Here is a 22,583-nt window from a genome sequence, read left to right as displayed (position 1 = left end):
TGGGCAAACGTGGACATCGGGACTCCCCCGTGGCTAATGGCATTAACATAATAATAATCACCCTTCTCCCGCTCGCCCCATCACAGCGCCCATCCGTGGAAAAAATTCACTAAATTCGCATCTTTGAAAATTCATTACACAAAATGAACACCAACAACTATCTTGTCATCATGGCCGGAGGCATAGGCAGCCGGTTCTGGCCCATGAGCACCGCCGAAAAGCCCAAACAGTTCCTGGACATACTGGGAACCGGGAAAACCCTCTTACAACAAACCGTCCATCGTTTCCGGAACATCGTTCCCGCTGAGAACATCTACATTGTTACATCGGCCAACTATCAGCAACTGGCGCTGGAGCAGATCCCGGAACTGAATGCCAGCCAGGTATTGCTGGAACCCTGCATGCGGAATACCGCGCCGTGTATCGCTTATGCAGCCTGGAAAATCAATCGGCAAAATCCGGAAGCCAACATCGTGGTGGCCCCTTCCGACCACCTCATTACCGATGAGCCACAGTTTGAGCAGGTCATTCAAACCGGGCTGGACTTCACCGCTGCAAACGACACCCTCCTAACACTCGGCATGAAACCCCATCGCCCCGAAACGGGATATGGTTACATTCAGGCCGATCAAAAGGGAAATCAATTTTCTCCCGAACCATCGGGACTAAATTCTCCATTTTCAATTCATACAGTGGCGGCGTTTAAGGAGAAACCCAACCGCAAAACTGCCCAGCAGTACCTCAATGAAGGCAGCTATTACTGGAACTCGGGTATTTTTATCTGGAGTGTACCGAGTATCATGAAAGCTATCCGGTCGTATCTTCCTGACATTGCTAAAATCTTCGACAAGGGAAAGGATGCCTATTACACCGAACATGAACAAACCTTCATCAACGAACATTTCCCTTCGTGCCCGAAAATATCCGTCGACTACGGCATCATGGAGAAAGCCGATAACATTTTCGTGTTGCCGGCCGATTTTGGTTGGAGCGACCTGGGAACCTGGGGTAGTTTGTGGGAAAAACGGGAACGTAACAACGATGGAAATACCATAGTAGGCAGCGGCGTTCACCTCTTCGAATGCGCCGATACCATCGTCCATGTACCCAATGAACGCCCGATGGTGTTGCAGGGATTGGACGGTTACATCGTAGTAGAAGCCAACGGCGTACTGCTGATCTGTAAAAAAGAAGAAGAACAGCGCATCAAGGATTTCCGCGAAAGCGTAATAGCGATGAACAATGTGCAATGAGTATATGAAAATGGACAGGTCAGGTTTAGATGAGGAATGATTCCTGTTTCAGTAGATATCCTATGTCTTTTTTTTCTTAGCCGTTTATTTTTTTATTCCATGCAGAGTATGCGCAAAGATTTTCGCGGAGAACGCAAAAATGCCATTACCAATGATATGCATTGATGAGCCGGTTAATTATGCCAGTTTTAATTTCTCATTGCACATTGTTCATCACCCTTACCCCGCTTCTCCCGCCCGCCTTTTCTCCCACGCCCCATCACAGCGCACATCCGTGTCAATCCGTCAACGAAAGCAGCCTCGGAGCGCCAATCATTTTCAATTCTCAATTTTCAATTTTCAATTTCAAACACGCCTTTCCACAATCAACGTCGAAGCTCAACAGCGCCCATCCGTGAAAAAATCCGTGTAAATCTCATCCTTTAGGCAACCTTTTCCATCCCGCGAGCATCATCTATGAAGATGCACACAATGAAACCCGCACAACTACGTTAAAGTTACGTGCGATTTAAAGTAGAAGTAATACGGGTTATAGTGCAAATTATCTACATTTGTGTGTCTCTTAACCTCAAACGTATTAAAAAGACATGCCAGAATTCATTTATGTAATACTGAGTTTCGGACTTTCGCTGCTGATTGCCGTCAGGAGCATCCCGACCATCATCCGTGTTGCCCATCAAAAACATCTGTTCGACGAACCGAACGGACGTTCAGCTGCCACACAGGTGGTCCCCACCCTCGGGGGAATTGCCATCTTTCTGGGTTTTGTATTGAGTGTGACCATTGCCGGAAACGGTTTTGTGATGCCCGGGTTGAAATACATCATCGCAGCAGTTATCATCATGTTCTTTGTGGGGCTGAAAGACGATATTCTGTCGCTGTCTCCATGGAAAAAACTGGTAGCTCAACTTGCTTCCGCTTTCATGCTGATTGTTTTGGCGGATATCCGTTTTACCAATCTTCATGGATTCATGGGAATTCACGAGATCAGTTATCCCGTTAGTTTCCTGCTTTCCGGTTTTGTGATGATTGTCTTCATCAATTCCTTCAACCTGATTGACGGCATCGACGGTTTGGCTTCCGGCATTAGCATCATCGCAGCCACGGTGTTCGGCGTATGGTTCTACCTGGCGGGGCACATCGAATACACCATTCTGGCTTTTTCCCTTATCGGTGCGTTAAGCGGATTTTTCTGGTTCAATGTCTATGGTAAGAAAAATAAGATATTCATGGGCGATACCGGCTCCCTTATCCTGGGAACCATCATGTCGGTCCTGGTTATTCAGTTCAACGAACTAAACATCATACAAACCCGTCCATTTGCTGTTGCTTCGGCCCCGGCTGTTTCCTTCGGAATTCTCATCTACCCGATGTTCGACACCATCCGGGTATTTGCCATCCGGGTCTCCCAGGGACGCTCCCCCTTTTCGCCCGACAAGAATCACATTCATCACCGGTTGCTGGCAACGGGCATGTCCCACAAAAAAGCCACCTTCACCCTAATGGCTGTTACAGCAGTTTATCTGGTTCCGGTATTCCTGCTTCAGGGATTGGGCATATGGGGTTTGATGGCGGTGAATCTTGTTTTTGCTATGGGTTCGGTAATGCTACTGGGACGACACATCCAGGTAAAACAGCTTATCCGCAAGGATGACCCCTTCCAGCAGATATTGATCCCGCACCGTAACAAACGCCTGATTGATGATTGATATGCCGAACCTGGAACGACAGGATAAAAAACCGGCGCCTGTGCGTCACGGACTGGTGAGAGCGCTCAGCCAACTCGACAAAATTAGTTTCTGGTAGATACTAATCTCTTTCTTCTTTCTTAAAACTTAACGCTAACACTTAAAACATTTTTCCACCTGAAACCGGCAACCTCAAAATAAATGAGTTTTGGTTCCAAACTACTGCAAATCAAGATTAAAAGACTAAAAATATGATGAAAAGTTATTTTGTTTACAACAAATAATCCTTTAACTTTACGCGGATAATATATAAGACAGACACCAACAGTTCTTATTGTAATAATTTTTAACCTCAAAAAATGAATACATTGAAGGAAGTCATCTATTTGTTTGTCACCTTCATCATGGCCGCCGGAATAACTTATTTTTCTGTCCCGACCTTAATTAAGGTGGCCCGCATGAAGCACCTCTATGACGAACCCAATCATCGCTCCGCTGCGACGGACGTTGTTCCGACATTGGGTGGTGTTGCCATTTATGTCGGCTTTATCATTAGCATGATTATTGGCAGCGATGGTTTTATGTTTTCTGAAATCAAATACATTATCGCAGCTCTGACCATTATGCTCTTCATTGGCCTGAAAGACGATATTGTTGATATGGCGCCGAAAAAAAAGCTATTGGGGCAGATTCTCGCCTCACTTATCGTCATCATTCTGGGCAACATCCGCTTTACCAGCCTGCATGGATTCATGGGTATCTATGAGATACCGTTCCTGGTCAGCGTACCGTTGACACTATTTGTGATGATCGTTTTGATTAACGCCCTCAACCTGATTGACGGTATTGATGGGCTGGCATCGGGAATCACCATCCTGACATCGGCTACATTTGGCGGATGGTTTTTTATTACCGGGCACTACGCTTACGCGATAACTGCCTTTGCGTTGTCCGGTTCGCTAACCTCTTTCTTCTGTTTTAACGTATTCGGAAAAGAAAATAAGATATTTATGGGGGATACGGGTTCTCTCATTCTGGGAATGATTATGTCCGTTCTGGTTATCCAGTTCAACGAATTCAATATTGGCCTATTCGGAATCAACGCCTTCAAAGGAGCACCGGCTATCTCCATCGGAATCATGATTATCCCGTTGATTGATACCCTTCGGGTATTTGTTATCCGAATACTGCGCGGTACCTCACCTTTCACTGCCGACCGGAACCACATCCATCACAAGCTGCTCGATTTGGGCCTGAGCCACCTGCAGGCTACATTAACCATCCTGACGGTTAATCTCGGATTCATTGTTTTGAGCATCTCGTTACAAAACGTCCCGGTAGGAAAAGCATTTATGATTATTGCCCCGCTGGCAGTATTAATGTCAAGTGTTCCGTCCTACCTGTTGCGCCGCAAAAAAATCCGCAAAACAGCGCTGCACACGTACCCGGATTGAATAAAAGTTTTAAGGCAATTTGTATAACACAGATTGCTTAATCCTGCATAATACCTGCACTTCATGAGTTTATTTGAACAATGAAAAAAGATGCACCATCCGTTTGAAAATTCGGATGGTTGGAAAAAAGCTTACCATTTAATCATCTAAATATACTCAGGTCTTTCCGGTACTAAAATTTTAGTCGGTGCAAAAGAATTCAATAAACAATCTGCTGTCTTTCATCTAATGTCTAATGTCTGTCATCTGGCGTCTTTTTTGTACCTTCGCGGGAATAAAAAAGAGACAGCAACATGCAAATCAAAATAGGAGACCGCGTACGGTTTTTAAATGACGTAGGCGGCGGTAAGGTAACATCCATCATCAACCCCGACATGGTGAATGTGGAAACGGAAGACGGCTTTGAATTACCGACCCTGGTGACCAAATTGGTCGTCATCGGCGGCGGCGACACCTACGGGATACCCGACAAGGCTTCCGAAAAGAACACGGCAGCCCATCCGGCCACAACAACAAAAGCAACTCCGGAAGAGGATGAGGAAGAAGAAACCGGGCCGGAATTCTATGGCTTTGCCGAAATCAACCAGGTGGAAGGCAACAACCAGCCGCGATTCATTTTCGCCGTAGTCCCCGAAGATGCCAACAACGCGGTAGGCGCAGGCATTACGCTCTATTTAATCAATGATTGCAATTACACCGTGTTATACCAGTTTGCCTACCACCGGGACCAAAATTACGAAACCCGCGACAGTGGTACCCTCGAGCCCAATACCCGCATCCAGTTGGAGCAACTTACGCAGGCTGATTTGGGCGACCTTCCCGCGTTCTGTTTCCAGTTGCTTTACTTCCGGAAACATGCTACATCGATGGAAGCGCCGGTACAAAAGGAGATTTCCCTCAACCCGGTGAAGTTTTATAAACAGAACTCCTTTTCGAAAAACGACTACTTCCGAAACCCCGCCATGACCTTTCCCCTGGTAACCGATCCACTCACAGCGGAACTTGAAAAGTTATCCGACAAGGAATTCAAAAAGATAGTCAGGGAAAAAGAAAAGCCGCCCCAAAAGAAGATGCAACCGGTAAGTCTGCCGAATCAGGATTTGGTTGAAATCGATTTGCATATCCAGGAACTACTCGACAATACCAGTGGCCTGTCAAATGCCGATATGCTGAAGGTACAAATGGATACCTTCCGGGAAGAGATGGCCAAAGCCATCGATTTAGGCGTGAAAAAGATTATTTTTATCCACGGTGTAGGCAATGGCGTACTAAAAAACGAACTACGCCGCGAGTTGCAGCGTAAGTACCGTAAATACTCCTTCCAGGATGCTTCTTTCCAGGAATACGGATTTGGCGCCACCATGGTGAACCTGAAACGATGAGCTTGAGAGTGGGAGATTAGCGATAAGAAGACCAAGTGACTTGAAAACGGATTAATGGGCTATTTTTCTTAATTTCATTATGTCTTAAAAAGTCGACCTCATGAAGAAAATGATTCGGACGCATAATGAGTTGGAAGTATTTCAAATCGCATTTAGTACAGCGTTGAAAATCCATCAATTAACCATTCATTTTCCGATAGAGGAACGCTATTCGTTGACAGGCCAGATCAGGAGAAGCACCGGTGAGAAATTCTCCCGTTCACCTCATCTCCACTTCTCCCTTTCTCCCCATCTCCGTTTCTCCCAATCTCAACTTCTCCCTCTCCCATCCAATTCTCAATATAATTCAGTATTTTCGCCCTGTCGCAGACCGTTCTATCGCGTTCCTTTCGGGGAATGAGGAAAGTCCGGGCAACGCAGGGCGCCATGCTTCCTAACGGGAAGGCGGGTGTAAGCTTGCAGTAGCGTAACAGAAAATAACCGCTGCTTTGGGTTTCGGCCCGAAACAGTAAGGGTGAAAAGGCGGGGTAAGAGCCCACCGGTATCTGTGGCAACACAGGTAGCCGTACGCCTCATGGGTTGTAAGGCCAAATATACTGCGAGTCCGTAAGGACACAGTACGGGCCCGCGCTGGTTCCGGTTCGCCGGATATCGCAGGGGGTAGGCTGCTCGAGGCTGCCGGTGACGGTAGTCCCAGATAAATGATAGAAGCCTTGCCGAGGCAAGGTACAGAACCCGGCTTACAGGTCTGCGATTTTTTATTTTACAGTATTAAGATTTAGGTATTAAGTTTTAAGACAATTGAATGAGCTTTTAAATTTGTTCTGAAGGCCAGTAGAAGCTTCTGAAAACTTTCGAAAAAACAAAAGAGATGTATCATTCATTTGAGAATCTGGAGGTATGGGAAAAAGCATATCGATTGGTAATCCAAATCTATTCCACCATTTCCAGCATCAAAGAATACTTTATCAGAGACCAGGTATTACGTTCAGCCCCGTCAATTCCGAGTAACATTGCTGAGGGAGCTGAACGAAACTCAAAACAGGAGTTCATTCGATTTTTACATATTGCGAAAGGCTCTTGCGGAGAATTGCGGACACAACTGATGATTGGCCGTGATTTAAAATTAATGGATGGCGCAGAAGAGTTCATAAAGCAAACAATCGAAATATCTTCGATGCTTCATGGCTTAATCAAGAAAATCGAAGCATCTCAAAATAAAACTTCATAGCAATAATCGAGGAACATTGCTCACTTCTCTTAACACTTAAAACATAACACTTAACACTCGTTTTTAATGAAATTTCTCACCACCATCGTCCTCCTGAGCATAAGCTCGGTTCTGTTTGCCCAAAAGTCCGGCTTCACTCCGGACTTTAATACGTCCTTTAGCAGTTACGCGTCTTCCGGTGACGACCTTCCTTTTTGGATGACGGCCAACCAGAATGGTGTATTCACCATGCACAACAATACGTATCAATTACTGCAGGCTGGACTGCAGCGCGGTTTGGAGCGTGATTCAGCCAAAACCTGGGGATATATGTATGGAGCCAATTGGGTATATGGGTATGCCGGCGCTTCCGACTTCCAGGTTAACCAGTACTGGGCCGGATTGCGTTACAAATGGCTGGTGCTACGGGCTGGAGCCAAACCCGAACCAGTACAGTATGCCGGGCTCTCGTCCACCAATGGCAACATGTACTGGTCGAACAACTCGCGCCCCTTACCGGGAGTGACCCTTTCGACCAACGGTTTCATCCCGTTTTTCTTCTGGAAGAACTGGTTTTCGTTTAAAGCCGAATACCAGGAAAATATACTTCGCGACGACCGCTATGTAACGGACAGTCATCTGCACCATAAAAGTCTTTATTTACGGGCGCAATTGCCAAAAAACTGGCGCATCACCGCAGGATTGGACCACAACGTATTTTGGGGAGGCACTTCCCCCAATTATGGCAAACTACCCGGAGCACAAGATTATTTCCGTTACATCCTGGGCATGGCTGGGAGCAGCATTGCTCCGGAAACCGACATTTTAAATGCCGAAGGCAATACGCTGGGGATGTACAGCCTGGAAATCAGGAAGAGCTATGCAAATATGTCACTTGCATTCTATTACAACCATCCTTTTGAAGATAAATCCGGCCTGGAAATGGCCAACCTGCGTGATGGTTTGTGGGGACTGCACTATGCCAGTGCCAACAGAACGGCATTCCTCACCGATGTAGTGGCCGAGTACATGAATACCCGTAACCAGAGTGGTTCATTCCACTTGATACCAGACCCGACACCAACCGATCCGAACCGTCGTCATGGCCGCGGGAGTGACAATTATTTCAATCATGGTGTTTACACATCCGGCTATGTGTATGAGAATCATATGATGGGAACGCCGTTTTTTGTTCCCACCATCAACAGCGAGGGAATCTCCACCGGTTTCCGCAGCACCCGTATGTGGATGCAGCACTTCGGGCTAAAAGGAAATCTTTGCACTCATTTCACCTGGAAAACCATGCTTTCATGGTCGCGCAATTTTGGACAATATGGCACTCCATATCCGTCGCCGCTGAATGAGTTCTCTTTTCTGGCAGCAAGTCGTTACCACAGCAGCAAATTACCATTCGATGTAAAATTCGGTGTGGCCGGAGATTACGGCGATCGTTTTCAAAACAGAATCGGCGCTTTTGCCGGAATTCACTACGCATTCTAAGTATGATTCGTTGTGTAAAACGACTCTATATCCTGAAAAATCAAGCTTTATTACATGGTTCAATCAAAGAATCTTCAAAATATTTCCGTACAGGAGTTCACATACGAGTTACCCGATGAGCGCATCGCCAAATATCCATTGGCTGAACGCGACCAGTCGCAATTACTCATCTGGAACCAGGGAGAAATCTCGGATGACACCTTCCATAATCTCCCGGCGCATTTACCGGAAAATTCGCTGCTGATATTCAACAATACGCGGGTCATCCGCGCACGGTTGAATTTCCGTAAGCAAACCGGGGCCCGGATCGAGATATTTTGCCTGGAACCAACCACGCCTGCTGATTATGCCCTGTCCTTTACGCAAACAGAGCGATGCCGTTGGAAGTGCATTGTCGGTAACCTGAAAAAATGGAAGGGCGAAATACTGGAACAAACGTTGGAGCTGGACAATCAGCCAGTTAAATTCCGCGCCGAAAGAGTTGGTGCTGCAGGTAATGCACAGGCAATCGAATTTTCATGGGATAACCCGGCTTTCACGTTCTCTGAACTGCTGGAAGCAACCGGAAACATTCCCATTCCCCCGTATCTGCACCGCGAATCAGAAGAAAGCGACCTGACCCGCTACCAGACGGTTTATTCGCGCATTAAAGGTTCGGTTGCAGCACCCACCGCGGGCCTGCATTTCACCGAAAGGGTATTTGATTCGCTTTCGGCAAGGAATATCCAACGGGCAGAACTAACGCTACACGTGGGCGCCGGCACCTTTCAGCCGGTGAAATCCGGCACCATTGGCGGCCATGTGATGCATACGGAACACATCCGGGTCGAAAAAACCTTCATTGAGCAACTTCGCGATAAACTGGATTCGGTAATTGCCGTGGGAACCACTTCCATTCGTACGTTGGAGAGCCTATACTGGATTGGCAAAAAGTTAATAGAAAATCCGGACCTGAGTGAAAAGGATTTATTGGTAGCCCAATGGGAACCTTACCAGGATGAAAATCATCTTCCCTCGCCACGACAAGCCTTATCTGCAGTGATTGATTACCTTGCAAGCAACAACATGGACAAGTTGAATACAGCTACGCAGGTTATTATCCTGCCGGGATACGAGTTTCGCATCGTCAGGGGAATGATAACCAACTTCCACCAGCCCCAAAGCACCTTATTGCTGCTCATTTCCGCCTTTTTGGGCGACGATTGGAAACGGGTCTATCAACATGCACTAAATAACAACTACCGTTTCCTCAGCTACGGCGATTCGAATTTGTATATTAAGTGAGTTTTAAGCCATAAGTTTTAAGTGTTAAGACTTGTGTGTTGGAGAAGAAACTTAGCCTTTTGCTTCTTTGTATCAAAGATTATTAGAGTAAAAAAATAACTGTCTCCCTGTGAAGGCATGGTCATTCTTAAAACTTAACACTTGAAATCTTAAACTTATTTTTACCCTTTCGGGACTTTTTCGCCGGGAAAACGCGTGGCATATTCCACCCAGAAGTTCTTCACTTCCGATTTCATCTCTTTCCGAAGCAATAAAATACCAATCAAGTTGGGAATCGTCATCATGGCAATGGTGATGCCGGAAAATGTCCAAACGATGGTAGTATCGACAAATGACGCGAGGAAAAACCCGATAACGTATACAATCCGGTAGTAAATAACCGTATGCACACCGAAAAGATAAGTCATGGCCCGCCCTCCGTAATACGACCAGGAAATAGCTGTAGAAAATGCAAATAACAGCAGTCCGATAGACACAATATAACTACCGTACTTGCCAAACCAGCTTTGGGTGAAGGCCACCGTCGTTAATGGTGCGCTGTGTAATAGCGATCTTCCTCTAAGGTAATAATCACCCAATTCCGGGACTTTTCCATCGTCCACCTCAATTTTTCCTGTATAGGGCTCATTATCCCGGTTGTATACTTTTACGTGATCGGCGATAGAACGTGCATGAAGGATGGTCAGGTTATTCTGGATAACAGCATTTTTCACAATCAAATTACCGGTAAAACGAGGAAATTCAGGACTGTCGCTCAACTGGTTCATGTCTCTTCGCAAATCCTTCATTTCCGAAACATTATGCTGATCGACCGGCTTGGCCAGAATTTCCAAATCAGCCGCCTGGAACCGGTTCTCAAACTTTTTGTTCCAAACCCCCGATGACAGCAAAACCATTCCGGTAAGCGAACAGATAATAATCGTGTCGATAAACGGTTCCAGCAGGGCTACCAAGCCTTCCGATACCGGCTCATGAGCACGGGCAGCGGCGTGGGCAATCGGCGCCGATCCCTGACCAGCCTCGTTCGAGAACAATCCCCGGTTGACTCCCCGGTTAAAGGCAAATGAAAAGCCAGCTCCCAGAAATCCGCCAACAGCTGCTGTTCCCGTAAATACATCGCGGAAAATGGAAATAAAGGAGGGGATAATATTTTGATAGTTATACAGAATAACCGCAAACGCACCTACAAAGTAAATGAGCGCCATAGCCGGTACGAGTTTTGATGTAACCTTCGCAATCCGCTTAATCCCTCCGATGATAACTAACCCCAGGAGAAATGCCAGAAGGGCTCCTGATAATATTTTATTGATCCCCCACGTGGCAAACAATGAATTGGAGATACTGTTTATCTGCGGCAAACTACCAGTTCCAAAAGAAGAAAGAATGGTGGCAATGGCAAAAATTACCGCCAACCAACGCATGTTTAACCGGTTTTTCATGTAATACATCGGTCCGCCGGCAATACTACCATCCGACGCCTTTTCGCGGTACTTATGCGAGAGGGTTACCTCTACAAACTTGGTCGTCATCCCCAGCATGGCAGTCACCAACATCCAAAATAAGGCTGCCGGGCCTCCCAGGTGAATAGCCAGGGCGACACCAGCGATATTTCCTGTCCCAACAGTCCCCGAAAGTGCAGTTGTTAACGCCTGAAAATGGGACGTATCTCCTTCATCATCCTCTTTATCGAATTTTCCCCGGACAATGCGAAAAGAATGTTTCATATATCGGAATTGGGGAAATTTCAGGTAGATGGTAAAAAAAACACCGGTTCCCAGCAGCAAAAAAACAAACCATTGAGAACCGCCAACATAACTGTCAATTAAGGAAAGAATATCGTTCAGCTTTTCCATGAAACAGGTTTTAGGGTTAAGCGACAGCTTCCAAAAATAGAAATATTAAGACGGAATCAAATATTTAGCCGGGATAAATCCATTCCAATCATCGTTTCCTCAAGCGATAGCCAACCCGAAACTTCAGCAGCAAAAAAGTTGCTTATCAGCCGGAATGGCTTCCCGTTGACAATTACCCTTTCCCGGCGTTAACCAAAGATTTCAGGGAAACCGGAATTATAAAGAAGATTAACAGTTGAGCATCGGTTCATTTACAAAAATTCCTTACTTTTGATAAGGAAGAATCCCGGCAAGTCCGGTTCATTTGAACTTTAATCAATCAAATTCAGATACTATGTTACCAAAGTTTCTATTTGCTGATAACTCACAGGTGCTACCTGATAATGTCTTCGTTGTCCATACCGAACAACCCCGGTTTATCGTTGAATGCGACATTGAAGGTTTCTGGACCAACCAGGAAATTTACTGGCTCGACGATAAACCGGAAAGCGATGAATTGATTTCGGATTTGCTCGACCAGGCAGGCAACTTTATGGAGCTGGAACTGGAAAACCAGGAGCGGCTGTACGACGAAGAAGAGGATGAAGAGGATGAAGACTAAACTATTCTAATCATGCAAACCGGGTCGCCTAAACGACTGATACGCTCAAGAACCGATCGAATGATTGCGGGCGTTTGCGGAGGGTTAGCTGAATATTTCGATCTGGATGTTAGTATCATCCGGATATTGTTTGTTGTGCTAACCATCTTCACCGTAGCATTTCCCGGTATTCTGGTCTACATCATCATGTGGATAGTCGTACCGGAACAATAACCCATCTCTCATCGGCAGTTTTTCACTTCATGTTAATGAAGTAGAAATTGATATGTGCTATCTAAATTGATTGCTTATTCGTTCCACACCATTTTCCCCTTTCTCATTCCAGAATTATCCTCAACTAAAAACACATTATCAGCCTATTGACTCTTTACGCTAATTTTATCTTAATAACCAGCTTGTTTCAGCGAAAGGGAAATACGCTTCCGCGGAATATCGACCTCCAGCACTTTCACCATCACATGCTGGTGTAACTTCACCACCTCGTTGGGATCACTGATAAACCGGTCGGCCAACTCACTGATATGCACCAAACCGTCCTGTTTAACGCCTACATCCACGAAGCAACCAAACTTTGTCATGTTAGTCACAATGCCCGGAAGCACCATTCCCGGCTGCAGATCATTAATGGAAAAGATACCATCGGCAAATTCAAATACCTTGATTCCGGAACGGGGATCGCGTCCGGGTTTGGCCAACTCAGCTATAATATCAGTAAGCGTGGGTAATCCCACCTCATCGTTCACGTATCGGTTTAAATCGATCGATTTCCTTAATTCCTCACTTGCCACCAAATCGGTCACCTGCTTGCCTAAGTCTTTCGCCATTTTTTGTACCAACGAATACCGCTCCGGGTGCACAGCTGAGTTGTCCAGCGGATTCGCAGCATCCGGGATACGCAGGAAACCGGCGCTTTGTTCGTAAGCTTTTGGTCCCATCCGGGGAACACTCTTCAACGCTTCACGCGAAGCAAACGGTCCGTTTTCCTTCCGGTAATCGACAATATTCTGCGCCAGCGTAGCCCCCAAACCGGAAACATAAGTCAGCAGATGTTTGCTGGCGGTATTCACATTCACACCCACCAGGTTTACACACGACCCCACCACCGAATCCAGGCTTTTCTGTAACTGCTTCTGGTCTACATCGTGCTGGTACTGCCCTACTCCAATGGATTTCGGTTCAATTTTGACCAACTCAGCCAGCGGGTCCATCAAACGGCGACCGATGGACACCGAACCACGAACCGTCACATCATACTGAGGAAACTCTTCGCGCGCTACTTTCGAGGCCGAATAAATGGAAGCTCCGTCTTCACTGACAACAAAAACCTGTAAATCGCGATCGTAGTGTGTATTCTTTACAAAATGTTCTGTTTCGCGGCTGGCGGTTCCGTTTCCAATGGCAATCGCTTCAATTTTATAGGTACTGACCAGTGCAGAGAGTTTCTTTTTGGATTGCTTCACCTCCGATTGCGGCGGATGTGGATAAATGGTTTCGTTGTGCAACAGATTTCCCTGTGCATCGAGGCAAACCACCTTGCAACCGGTCCGGTATCCCGGATCAACCGCCAGCACGCGTTTTTGTCCAAGTGGTGCCGAAAGCAGCAACTGACGCAGATTTTCTGCAAATACACCAATGGCTTCCGTATCGGCTGCTTCCTTCGACGAATTGAAAAATTCCGTTTCGATTGAAGATGCCAGCAAACGTTTATAACTATCCTTCACCGCAAGAGAAACCTGATCCGCGCTGGCATTACGCCCTTTCACAAAGAGCCTCTCCAAACGCTCCATTATGCGTTCTTCATCGGGTGATATGCTCAGTTTCAGGAATCCTTCCTTCTCTCCACGACGCATAGCCAGCATCCGGTGTGACGGACAACGCTTCAACGGCTCTTCCCAATCAAAGTAATCACGGTATTTAATGCCTTCCTCTTCCTTTCCTTTCACCAAACGGGAACGAATAACCCCGTCACGGGAAAAAATATTCCGCACAATGTTCCGGGCAGCCGTATTCTCATTTATCCATTCCGCAATAATATCACGGGCTCCGGCCAACGCGTCCTCAACGGTTGGAACTTCATCCGAAAGGAAACTCGCAGCACGTCCTTCCGGATCGTTCTCAAACTGCTTCATCACAATTTTTGCCAGCGGTTCCAATCCCTTTTCCCGTGCAATGGTGGCACGTGTACGGCGTTTCGGTTTGTATGGCAAATAAATGTCTTCCAGCTCGTTCGGATCGAGGCATTGCTCAATTTTCTCCCTAAGTTCCGGAGTTAATTGTTCCTGCTCCTCAATGGTTTTCAGAATGGTCGCCTTCCGTTTCTCCAGCTCGACCAACTTCTCCATTTCCTCCTTGATGTTACCAACAGCCACTTCATCCAGGCTCCCGGTTGCCTCCTTCCGGTAACGGGAAATAAACGGAACCGTTGCCCCTTCCTCTAAAAGGGCAATGGTATTCCGAACCTGACGTTCACTGATATTCAGCCTTTCGGCGATAATATGATTGAATTTTGCGTCCATGTGCGGTTGAAATTAAGGAATCCAAATTTACTGAAAACAGAAGGGATTTCCTCACGTTAGTTTTCCACAATGGTTCACTAGTAGAAGATGAAAAGCCTGCGGCTCAGAAAATGGCCAGGCTACTGCAACAAACTGCTCCCGATGCCGAACTATTAGCTGCCACCGAAACTGTGGAAACAACCGTCAATTGGCTGCAGGAGCATCCTGAACCCGCTCTAATCCTGATGGACATTCATCTGGACGATGGGTTATGTTTCGAAATCTTCGACACAGTGAAAGTAACTGCACCGGTTGTTTTTACGGCAGCCTATGATGAATATGCCATTCGTGCTTTTAAGGTCAACAGCATCGATTATTTACTGAGACCCGTCAACCAGGATGATCCGTGAAAAGCACTGGCCAAGTTCCGCGCTATCCATGAGAAACACAATCATGGACAGGTAGAATATCAACATCTTTTGCAGGAATTTTCGCCGGCATACAAATCACGTTTCCTGCTGAAAATCGGGAACCGGTACAAGTCGGTTTCCGTTAACCAAATCAAATACATTTACAGCAGCAAAGGCAATGTTTTCCTGCAAAGCGTCGATGGGCAGCCATTTGCGCTGGAGTTCGCTTGACCATGTACAGCGATTACCCGATCCTTCGGAATTCTTCCGGATTAACCGCAATTGTCTGATACACATTGATGCTGTAGAAGAAATGGTTGCTTACTCTTCAAACCGTTTGCAATTGCGGATTACAGACGAAAAACCACACGAAATGTTCATGGCAAGCCGCGATCATGTTCCGGAATTTAAACGCTGGATGGATCGATAGGCAGGAAAAATCTGATATCTTCGTATCCAATTATTCACCACAAAAAGTCATATCATGAAGAATCCTGTCGCATCTATTATCATTTTTGTCATTATCGGCCTGGTGCTGGGCTATTTAATTTTCGGACGTATTTCAGGCGAGTATGTCGACATCAGCACCATATTCAAAAGCTCATCTGGCGCCATTGAATCATTTGGACGAAAATTGGCCGGAATCTCCAAAATACGTCAGAATATCCTGATTACCGGCGGTGTTGGAGGAATTGTCGGATACGTTGTTTACCTGATTCGCAAAAGATAAATTTACCAACCGCCCTGAAGGCCTTCCTTCAGGGCTTTTTGGTACTGCTCCAGATTGAACCGGTATAGATAGGGCGCTTTATGCGCTCCGCCCTTACGGTGCTCTTCCAACCGAACAAGGACCCCGTATCCCAGCATTTTCCGCTGAAAATTTCGTCGGTCGAGCGTTTTTCCCAGAATCGTTTCATATAACTTTTGAAGTTCCGGCATGGTAAATTTTCCCGGAAGCAGGTTATACCCGATAGGTTGGAAATTCAACTGGCGTCTCATGGTTTCCAGCGCGGCCTCAATGATTTTATTGTGATCGAGGATTAGCTCTCCCACAGTTTGCAAATCGAACCATTCACACACTTCCGAATCCCAGCTTTTTGCCGGAATTGCATCCTCGTAATTTACCAGGGCATAAAATCCTACCGAGATGAAACGCTGTGTTAACCAGTTATTCTTTTCAACCTCGATTCCTTCGCTTCGCATCAACTCCAAAAACTTCTCCGTGTTGGACCGGTAAATATCACTGAATACATGAAATTGCTGAAGAAATATATTGTCTAGCCCCGTACGTTCATTTAGCACCCGGTTCGCAGCTTCTTCCATGGTCTCCTCATTTCGGACAAAACCACCGGGTAACGCCCACCGATCATCATGACGGATTTTCACCAGCAAAACTTTAAGCTGATTGGCATGAAAGCCAAAAATGACACAATCGAGTGAAATATGCGCCATATAGTGCTCATCTCCCCGATTGACAAACTCATACATTTCCTGTTTTTGATCCATCATGAAAATTTTACTGCAAATAAAATCAATTTTTTGTTTCAGTTTCGAATGAAATTAAATATCATTGTGTCAGTAAAACACATTAATAAATGTAAACTTTTTAGCGACCATGTAAAAACCAATGCTGTAAATTAACTGACAACGACTGATTTAATGCCATTGCAGATCAAACCAATTACCGGGCTGATATAGCATGAACTTTCGAAAGGGTGTCTTACCCGCTAAGAATGGACTTGTAAATAAACGATAAAACTTAAGGACCCATGAAACATTTTCACAAGCACTTGCTGCTTGGAGCACTCTTGTTGATGCTCTCATCCCATTGGGTAAATGCCCAGGGACCGAAATTAGGAGAAGATCCCATTTCAAAAGTCATATCGACCATGACACTGCAACAAAAAGCGGAATTGGTAATTGGTACCGGAATGCATTTCGAAATTCCCGATTCCATAAAAGATAAACTTCCCGGAGGTGGGGCAAATTCACCTTTTTTTCAGGCTCCCGACACGACTTTAGGGAAAACCTACAATCAAATGTTGGACGAACTGCAAAAAATTTTTCCCGGTGCTGCAGGACATACAGCGATGTTCCCTGAGTTCAATATTTCAACCATGGTATTAACTGACGGTCCTGCCGGTTTGCGCATTCAGCCAAAGCGAAAAGGAACCGACCAAACCTATTATTGTACAGCTTTCCCAATTGCTACCTTGCTGGCATCAACATGGGACAAAAACCTGGTGACAAAAGTAGGTGAAGCCATAGGTAACGAAGTATTGGAATATGGCTCCGATGTGCTGCTCGCGCCCGGAATGAATATCCAACGTAACCCGCTATGTGGCCGTAACTTTGAATATTATTCGGAAGATCCGTTTGTTACCGGACATATGGCAGCTTCCATGGTGAAAGGCATTCAGTCGGAAGGCGTGGGTACATCCGTCAAGCACTTTGCTGCCAACAACCAGGAAACCAATCGTCTTTCGGTGAACACCATTGTCAGTGAAAGAGCTCTTCGTGAAATTTATCTCGAAGGATTCCGGATTGCCGTACAGGAAGCCGATCCATGGACCGTGATGTCATCTTACAATAAAATCAACGGAACGTATACTTCTGAGAGCAGTGACCTGCTGACCAAAATTTTGCGCGACGACTGGGGATTCAAAGGCTATGTAATGACCGACTGGACCGGTGGAAGCGATGTGGTTGCTCAAATGGAAGCCGGCAATGATCTGGTTCAACCTGGAAATCCCAAACAGATTCACGAAATTATTGATGCCGTAAAATCCGGAAAACTGGATGAAAAAATACTGGATCGAAACATCGCCCGTATCCTGAGAGTATTGATGATGACACCCGATTTCAAGGGTTTTCATCATACCGATAAGCCCGAGCTGAAAGCACATGCCGCCATCACCCGCCGGGCTGCAACCGATGGAATGGTATTGTTGAAGAACAACAACTCAGCTCTTCCATTCGCCGGAAATGTAAAAAATGTAGCTGCGTTTGGAAATACTTCCTACGAAATGATTACAGGCGGGACCGGAAGTGGTGATGTGAACGAAGCCTACACGATCTCCCTGACAGACGGTCTGAAAAACGATGGCTACACCACTGATGCATCCCTGAAAGATATTTACGTACCCTATATTAAAGATACAAGGGCACACCAGCCAAAACCGAAAAACATCCTGGCTGCCATGATGGGTGGAAAAATTCCTATAGCGGAAATGAATGTAACACCCGGGCTAGCCAAAGACATGGCTGCCAAAACGGATGTGGCACTGATAACGATTGGCCGTAATTCCGGTGAAGGAAGGGATAGAACTGCCGGTCCCGGTGATTTCGAGCTGACGGAAACGGAAAAAGCGATGATTAAAAATGTGACTGACGCTTATCACGCAGCCAGTAAAAAAACCATCGTTATCCTGAACATTGGTGGTGTAATCGAAACCGCCAGCTGGCGCGACATTCCGGATGCTATTCTGTTGGCATGGCAACCCGGCCAGGAATCCGGTAATTCTATCGCCGATGTGCTAAGCGGAAAGGTCAATCCATCAGGTAAGTTGGCCGTTACTTTCCCAATGAGCTATTCAGATGTTCCTTCATCGGATAATTTCCCTGGCCACGCCATAAAAAGTGACAAGCCGGCAGACAACAAAGCCGATGGTTCAGGTTTCTCCTTCCTGCGCCGCGTACCATGGGAAGTTACTTATCACGACGGAATTTATGTGGGATATCGGTATTATGATGCTTTCAATGTAAAACCGGCTTATGAATTCGGTTACGGACTTTCATACACCACGTTCCAATACAGCAACCTGAAACTGAGTTCCGATAAATTTGATGGTTCGATGACCGTTACCGTGGATGTAAAAAACACCGGAAAAGTAACCGGACAGGAAGCTGTTCAGCTTTACCTGGGTGCCCCAAAAGGCTCCGTTGAAAAACCGGTGAAAGAGCTGAAGGATTTTGGTAAAACCAAATCGTTAAAGCCGGGAGAATCGCAAACGCTTGCGTTCAAACTTAGCCCGAGGAGCCTGGCATCGTTCCACACCGATTCATCGGAATGGATTGCTGACGCAGGAACCTATAAAGTTGAGATTGGTGCTTCGTCGCGAGATATTCGTTTGAACGGAACCTTCGACCTTGACAAGGAACTGATGGTGAAAAAAGTAAACAAAGCGTTAACGCCTGCAGCTCCGGTTAAAGAAATTCAACCAAATTAGATTTTAGGTAAATCGTTTGGAAATTCAAGGTGTTCCACAATTTATACTGATTCGGGGACGCCTTTATCCTTAAACAAAAAGATTTTCATTGATTAGCAAATACACGGATAAGTTTATGACAAGTAGATTTTTTTTCACTTTTTGATTGACTGTTAATTTACATTTTAAGCGCAAAAAAAGCGCCCGTGAGCAGGGCGCTTTTTTTAATTTGATTGAATATATGCTTAATCAAGATTTTCCCGGATAGCTTTGTTGATTTTTTGCAAGTCATCAAGCGTAAGTGTAAAACTGCACGCTTCTGCATTCTCACGAGCCTGCTTGCCGCTCTTCGCCCCCACCAAAACCGAAGTAATTCCCAACTGACTAAATGTCCAGTTAATGACAACCTGGGCCACCGTTTTGTTATGATCACGGGCTACAGATTTCAGCGCTTTAATAACCTTCTGCACTTTCGACCATTCCGGTTCGTGGTAATAGTCATAAAACTTATCCCGGAAATCACCTTCTTTAAATGTAGGAATCTCCTTAAATTTTCCGGTTAGCAAGCCACCGGCCAAGGTTCCGTACGAAATAACTCCCAAACCTTTTTCCTGGCAATACGGTACAACCTTCTTCTCGATGCTTCGATCGAGCATGGAATACTGGGGCTGCAAACTAACGAGCGGAGTAATTTTCCTCACCTCATCCATCTGCTCCGGAGTGAAATTGGAAACGCCCAGATATCGGAATTTACCCGCTTTCTTGATTTTTTCAATTGCTTCGAGAGTCTCTTCAATCGGCGTATCCGGATCGGGCCAATGCAACTGGTACAGATCGATGTAGTCAGTCTTCAGGCGACGGAGCGAATCATCAATCTCTTTCATCACCGATTCCGGCTTCAGGTTTTTGATGAAATCATCTTTGGTGCGAACGATTCCGCATTTGGTCGCCACCACCACTTTATCGCGATAGCCTTTGATGGCTTTTCCAACCACCTCTTCGGCATGGCCGGCCCCATAAGCCGGAGCAGTATCAATCAGATTTATCCCGGAATCAATTCCGGACCGAAGCGCATAAATCGATTCACTGTCATCGACATGGCCAAAAAAATCGTTCCCCATGGCCCATGTGCCCAGTCCAACAGCAGTAACACTCAAGTCCGTGTTATGGATTCTTCTTACGAACATAATAACATTTTAATTTTAGTACGTCCACGGCATAATGCACACAAACAATGAATCAGCTTAATTTGCATTCGCTGCAACGTATTATGAAGTTTCAATTTAAGCTAAACCCTCATCTCAACACATAACTAAAGTCAATGGTTCAGCCTTACCTACCGAAAAGCGAAGGAACACGACATCCCGTTTTTTATTTGGTACCTCTATCAATCGCTTCTGGCAGCCAACCAGGCGGAACCTTTTCGCTATCGCATCATCGACAATGAAGTGGTTGCGTTAGACGAAATTAATAATGCCGGTTTCTGTGTCGGTCCACCACGGACTGATGGACGGATACCATGTTGGGCCGTTTCTGACGACGTTTCAGGAATTGCTTGAATCCTAGGTCATGCAGAATTCGTATCGAAAGATAGCACCGGACAAACTTTTTATTTTTCGGTTTTAACCGGAAAGCAATATAGCTTTAAACTGAATGACAGAATGTAACCTAAAAACGAATGACCATGCAAACCATTTTAGGAGCAGGCGGTGCCATTGGCATTGACCTCGCAAAAGAACTACTGGCTTACACAGACAAAATCCGGTTGGTAAGCCGAAATCCCGTTAAGGTAAATGCCGGAGACGAACTCTTCCCGGCTGATTTGACGAATGCCGAAAGCATTGATGAGGCCGTTAAAGGTTCCGAAGTTGTTTACCTGGTGGTAGGATTTCCATACGACATCAAAGTATGGCGTAAGGTATGGCCACAGGTAATGAACAACGTGATTGCCGCCTGTAAGAAACACAACGCCAAACTGGTTTTCTTCGACAATGTTTACATGTACGATCGCGATTCGTTGGGCTACATGACAGAAGAAACCTCCATCCGGCCAACCAGTAAAAAAGGCGAGATACGCCGCCAAATTGCAAAGACGTTGCAGGATGAGACAGCCTCCGGTGAACTCACCGCTCTCATTGCCCGTTCAGCCGACTTCCTGGGGTTAACCAACAGTGTTCCTGTGGAAATGGTCTATAAAAACCTGGCCAAAGGGAAAAAGGCTCAATGGCTTGCCAACGCCAACAAAGTGCATCAGTACACATTTGTCCCGGATGCAGCCAAAGCGACTGCGATGTTAGGAAATACTCCCGATGTATGGAACCAGGTCTGGCATTTGCCCACCGACCATTCCCGGTTAACCGGAAAAGACTGGATTACACTTTTTGCCAAGACGATGAGTGTGGAGCCAAAGTTTACAGTCGTTCCCAACTGGATGTTGGGCATCATCGGCCTCTTCATACCCATCATGCGGGAGCTGAAAGAGATGAATTACCAGAACGAACGCGATTATGTTTTCAACAGCACCAAGTTTGAAGAGCGCTTCGATTTTACGCCGACCAAACCCGAAGATGCCGTCAAATATGTGGTTGAAAAATTAAATGTGTCGGCAGGCTAAATTGTGTAGCAGGTTATTTTTTTCAAAAACTTATCGTAATGAATGACGGTACTTACAAGGCGCAACAACGCTTACTTGAAAAATTTCCTAAATTTGCTCAGCTAAAAATTAAAAACACACACATGATTTACCTGGCATCTGACCACGCGGGATACGAACTGAAAAATCAAATCGGTGAGTTCCTGAAAGAGATGAACCTTGATTTTGAAGATGTGGGCCCACACACCTATGAGGCACAGGACGACTATCCTGATTTCATTATCCCGGCAGCCGAAAAAGTGGCCGAAAAACCATTAGAGAACAAAGCCATTGTACTGGGTGGCTCGGGTCAGGGCGAGGCGCTGGCAGCCAACAAAGTAAAAGGCGTGCGGGCAGCGCTTTATTACGGTGGCCCGAAAGATATCATCACCCTGTCGCGCGTGCACAACAATGCCAACGTACTTTCGCTGGGCGCGCGTTTTTTGACCATGGATGAGATTAAAGAAGTCATCAAACTCTGGCTGGCAACCGATTTCACCGAAGAAGAACGTCATGCCCGTCGTTTGGAAAAAATACTTGCCTACGAGACGAAGAAATAAGTCGGTTCAAAATATTTGAGTAAATGCTAAAGAAGGCTTCCTGTGACCGGGAA

Annotated in this window: 20 protein-coding genes, 1 other RNA gene and 1 pseudogene; 18 read left to right on the top strand and 4 right to left on the bottom strand. The window is 45.9% G+C overall.

Annotated elements, in window-relative coordinates:
* Positions 1-143 precede the first annotated feature (143 nt).
* The 9 genes and pseudogenes from GJU82_RS01730 to GJU82_RS01690 all read left to right on the top strand — a co-directional run bounded on the left by GJU82_RS01730 (position 144) and on the right by GJU82_RS01690 (position 9,771).
* On the top strand, positions 144-1,253 hold the full coding sequence (locus GJU82_RS01730) for a mannose-1-phosphate guanylyltransferase (protein ID WP_153630568.1): 1,110 nt from the start codon (positions 144-146) through the stop codon (positions 1,251-1,253).
* Positions 1,254-1,840: 587 nt separating this feature from the next.
* Positions 1,841-2,962: a glycosyltransferase family 4 protein gene (locus tag GJU82_RS01725; protein WP_153630567.1), complete on the top strand. Its 1,122-nt coding sequence runs from the start codon at positions 1,841-1,843 to the stop codon at positions 2,960-2,962.
* Between the two features lie 338 nt (positions 2,963-3,300).
* The gene (locus tag GJU82_RS01720) at positions 3,301-4,395 is read left to right on the top strand and encodes an MraY family glycosyltransferase (RefSeq protein ID WP_153630566.1); all 1,095 of its coding nucleotides are present in this window, start codon (positions 3,301-3,303) and stop codon (positions 4,393-4,395) included.
* 293 nt (positions 4,396-4,688) lie between these two features.
* Complete coding sequence (locus GJU82_RS01715; protein ID WP_153630565.1) at positions 4,689-5,777, top strand: DUF2027 domain-containing protein; 1,089 nt, start codon at positions 4,689-4,691, stop codon at positions 5,775-5,777.
* Between the two features lie 100 nt (positions 5,778-5,877).
* Positions 5,878-6,003: pseudogene (locus GJU82_RS17835) on the top strand (four helix bundle protein); the annotation flags it as partial.
* A gap of 136 nt (positions 6,004-6,139) precedes the next feature.
* An RNA gene (rnpB, locus tag GJU82_RS01705) (RNase P RNA component class A) lies at positions 6,140-6,536 on the top strand.
* A 112-nt stretch (positions 6,537-6,648) separates the two neighbouring features.
* A complete protein-coding gene (locus tag GJU82_RS01700; RefSeq protein ID WP_153630564.1) occupies positions 6,649-7,008 on the top strand; it encodes a four helix bundle protein in 360 nt (119 codons plus the stop codon).
* Positions 7,009-7,074: 66 nt separating this feature from the next.
* Positions 7,075-8,487, top strand: coding sequence for a capsule assembly Wzi family protein (locus GJU82_RS01695; RefSeq protein WP_153630563.1), 1,413 nt, complete (start codon positions 7,075-7,077; stop codon positions 8,485-8,487).
* Positions 8,488-8,541: 54 nt separating this feature from the next.
* The gene (locus GJU82_RS01690) at positions 8,542-9,771 is read left to right on the top strand and encodes an S-adenosylmethionine:tRNA ribosyltransferase-isomerase (protein ID WP_153630562.1); all 1,230 of its coding nucleotides are present in this window, start codon (positions 8,542-8,544) and stop codon (positions 9,769-9,771) included.
* A 161-nt stretch (positions 9,772-9,932) separates the two neighbouring features.
* Here GJU82_RS01690 and GJU82_RS01685 read toward each other — a convergent pair whose 3' ends face one another.
* On the bottom strand, positions 9,933-11,624 hold the full coding sequence (locus tag GJU82_RS01685; protein ID WP_153630561.1) for a sodium:alanine symporter family protein: 1,692 nt from the start codon (positions 11,622-11,624) through the stop codon (positions 9,933-9,935).
* A 334-nt stretch (positions 11,625-11,958) separates the two neighbouring features.
* Here GJU82_RS01685 and GJU82_RS01680 point away from each other — a divergent pair, with 334 nt between their 5' ends.
* Positions 11,959-12,225, top strand: a complete 267-nt coding sequence (locus GJU82_RS01680; RefSeq protein ID WP_153630560.1) for a hypothetical protein — start codon at positions 11,959-11,961, stop codon at positions 12,223-12,225.
* 12 nt (positions 12,226-12,237) lie between these two features.
* Positions 12,238-12,438: a PspC domain-containing protein gene (locus GJU82_RS01675; RefSeq protein WP_153630559.1), complete on the top strand. Its 201-nt coding sequence runs from the start codon at positions 12,238-12,240 to the stop codon at positions 12,436-12,438.
* A gap of 170 nt (positions 12,439-12,608) precedes the next feature.
* Here the strand turns inward: GJU82_RS01675 and GJU82_RS01670 are convergent, their stop codons facing one another.
* The gene (locus GJU82_RS01670) at positions 12,609-14,741 is read right to left on the bottom strand and encodes a Tex family protein (protein ID WP_153630558.1); all 2,133 of its coding nucleotides are present in this window, start codon (positions 14,739-14,741) and stop codon (positions 12,609-12,611) included.
* A gap of 110 nt (positions 14,742-14,851) precedes the next feature.
* Between GJU82_RS01670 and GJU82_RS01665 the strand changes: the two genes are divergently transcribed.
* The 3 genes from GJU82_RS01665 (at position 14,852) to GJU82_RS01655 (ending at position 15,860) form a co-directional block, all read left to right on the top strand.
* Positions 14,852-15,130 (top strand): response regulator, encoded by a 279-nt coding sequence (locus tag GJU82_RS01665; RefSeq protein WP_153630557.1) that lies wholly within the window; start codon positions 14,852-14,854, stop codon positions 15,128-15,130.
* Positions 15,131-15,329: 199 nt separating this feature from the next.
* Positions 15,330-15,560, top strand: coding sequence for a LytTR family transcriptional regulator DNA-binding domain-containing protein (locus GJU82_RS01660; protein WP_194830939.1), 231 nt, complete (start codon positions 15,330-15,332; stop codon positions 15,558-15,560).
* A gap of 54 nt (positions 15,561-15,614) precedes the next feature.
* Positions 15,615-15,860, top strand: a complete 246-nt coding sequence (locus GJU82_RS01655) for a hypothetical protein (protein WP_153630555.1) — start codon at positions 15,615-15,617, stop codon at positions 15,858-15,860.
* 2 nt (positions 15,861-15,862) lie between these two features.
* Here the strand turns inward: GJU82_RS01655 and GJU82_RS01650 are convergent, their stop codons facing one another.
* Positions 15,863-16,639 carry an NUDIX domain-containing protein gene (locus GJU82_RS01650; protein ID WP_228488525.1) on the bottom strand — a complete coding sequence of 259 codons (777 nt, stop codon included), beginning with the start codon at positions 16,637-16,639 and terminating at the stop codon, positions 15,863-15,865.
* A gap of 260 nt (positions 16,640-16,899) precedes the next feature.
* Here GJU82_RS01650 and GJU82_RS01645 point away from each other — a divergent pair, with 260 nt between their 5' ends.
* A complete protein-coding gene (locus tag GJU82_RS01645) occupies positions 16,900-19,359 on the top strand; it encodes a glycoside hydrolase family 3 C-terminal domain-containing protein (protein WP_194830938.1) in 2,460 nt (819 codons plus the stop codon).
* Between the two features lie 224 nt (positions 19,360-19,583).
* Here the strand turns inward: GJU82_RS01645 and GJU82_RS01640 are convergent, their stop codons facing one another.
* The gene (locus GJU82_RS01640; RefSeq protein ID WP_153630554.1) at positions 19,584-20,525 is read right to left on the bottom strand and encodes an aldo/keto reductase; all 942 of its coding nucleotides are present in this window, start codon (positions 20,523-20,525) and stop codon (positions 19,584-19,586) included.
* Between the two features lie 286 nt (positions 20,526-20,811).
* Here GJU82_RS01640 and GJU82_RS17830 point away from each other — a divergent pair, with 286 nt between their 5' ends.
* The 3 genes from GJU82_RS17830 (at position 20,812) to GJU82_RS01625 (ending at position 22,530) form a co-directional block, all read left to right on the top strand.
* Entirely contained in the window at positions 20,812-20,904 is a 93-nt protein-coding gene (locus GJU82_RS17830; RefSeq protein ID WP_153630553.1) for a CatA-like O-acetyltransferase, read from the top strand.
* Between the two features lie 118 nt (positions 20,905-21,022).
* Positions 21,023-21,952, top strand: a complete 930-nt coding sequence (locus GJU82_RS01630) for an NAD(P)H-binding protein (protein ID WP_153630552.1) — start codon at positions 21,023-21,025, stop codon at positions 21,950-21,952.
* 38 nt (positions 21,953-21,990) lie between these two features.
* Entirely contained in the window at positions 21,991-22,530 is a 540-nt protein-coding gene (locus tag GJU82_RS01625) for an RpiB/LacA/LacB family sugar-phosphate isomerase (RefSeq protein ID WP_228488524.1), read from the top strand.
* Positions 22,531-22,583 lie beyond the last annotated feature (53 nt).

It is taken from the genome of Prolixibacter sp. SD074 (genome assembly GCF_009617895.1).
Lineage (GTDB): Bacteria > Bacteroidota > Bacteroidia > Bacteroidales > Prolixibacteraceae > Prolixibacter.
Note: the sequence above shows the minus strand (reverse complement) of the source record. Positions and strands in the feature narration are given on the sequence as shown.

What these genes read in the sequence shown, in the direction of transcription:
- GJU82_RS01730 (WP_153630568.1), top strand. Translation starts at nt 144, where the DNA reads ATGAACACCAACAACTATCTTGTCATCATGGCCGGAGGCATAGGCAGC.
- GJU82_RS01725 (WP_153630567.1), top strand. Translation starts at nt 1,841, where the DNA reads ATGCCAGAATTCATTTATGTAATACTGAGTTTCGGACTTTCGCTGCTG.
- GJU82_RS01720 (WP_153630566.1), top strand. Translation starts at nt 3,301, where the DNA reads ATGAATACATTGAAGGAAGTCATCTATTTGTTTGTCACCTTCATCATG.
- GJU82_RS01715 (WP_153630565.1), top strand. Translation starts at nt 4,689, where the DNA reads ATGCAAATCAAAATAGGAGACCGCGTACGGTTTTTAAATGACGTAGGC.
- GJU82_RS01700 (WP_153630564.1), top strand. Translation starts at nt 6,649, where the DNA reads ATGTATCATTCATTTGAGAATCTGGAGGTATGGGAAAAAGCATATCGA.
- GJU82_RS01695 (WP_153630563.1), top strand. Translation starts at nt 7,075, where the DNA reads ATGAAATTTCTCACCACCATCGTCCTCCTGAGCATAAGCTCGGTTCTG.
- GJU82_RS01690 (WP_153630562.1), top strand. Translation starts at nt 8,542, where the DNA reads ATGGTTCAATCAAAGAATCTTCAAAATATTTCCGTACAGGAGTTCACA.
- GJU82_RS01685 (WP_153630561.1), bottom strand. Translation starts at nt 11,624, where the DNA reads ATGGAAAAGCTGAACGATATTCTTTCCTTAATTGACAGTTATGTTGGC.
- GJU82_RS01680 (WP_153630560.1), top strand. Translation starts at nt 11,959, where the DNA reads ATGTTACCAAAGTTTCTATTTGCTGATAACTCACAGGTGCTACCTGAT.
- GJU82_RS01675 (WP_153630559.1), top strand. Translation starts at nt 12,238, where the DNA reads ATGCAAACCGGGTCGCCTAAACGACTGATACGCTCAAGAACCGATCGA.
- GJU82_RS01670 (WP_153630558.1), bottom strand. Translation starts at nt 14,741, where the DNA reads ATGGACGCAAAATTCAATCATATTATCGCCGAAAGGCTGAATATCAGT.
- GJU82_RS01665 (WP_153630557.1), top strand. Translation starts at nt 14,852, where the DNA reads ATGGCCAGGCTACTGCAACAAACTGCTCCCGATGCCGAACTATTAGCT.
- GJU82_RS01660 (WP_194830939.1), top strand. Translation starts at nt 15,330, where the DNA reads ATGGGCAGCCATTTGCGCTGGAGTTCGCTTGACCATGTACAGCGATTA.
- GJU82_RS01655 (WP_153630555.1), top strand. Translation starts at nt 15,615, where the DNA reads ATGAAGAATCCTGTCGCATCTATTATCATTTTTGTCATTATCGGCCTG.
- GJU82_RS01650 (WP_228488525.1), bottom strand. Translation starts at nt 16,639, where the DNA reads ATGATGGATCAAAAACAGGAAATGTATGAGTTTGTCAATCGGGGAGAT.
- GJU82_RS01645 (WP_194830938.1), top strand. Translation starts at nt 16,900, where the DNA reads ATGAAACATTTTCACAAGCACTTGCTGCTTGGAGCACTCTTGTTGATG.
- GJU82_RS01640 (WP_153630554.1), bottom strand. Translation starts at nt 20,525, where the DNA reads ATGTTCGTAAGAAGAATCCATAACACGGACTTGAGTGTTACTGCTGTT.
- GJU82_RS17830 (WP_153630553.1), top strand. Translation starts at nt 20,812, where the DNA reads ATGCCGGTTTCTGTGTCGGTCCACCACGGACTGATGGACGGATACCAT.
- GJU82_RS01630 (WP_153630552.1), top strand. Translation starts at nt 21,023, where the DNA reads ATGCAAACCATTTTAGGAGCAGGCGGTGCCATTGGCATTGACCTCGCA.
- GJU82_RS01625 (WP_228488524.1), top strand. Translation starts at nt 21,991, where the DNA reads ATGAATGACGGTACTTACAAGGCGCAACAACGCTTACTTGAAAAATTT.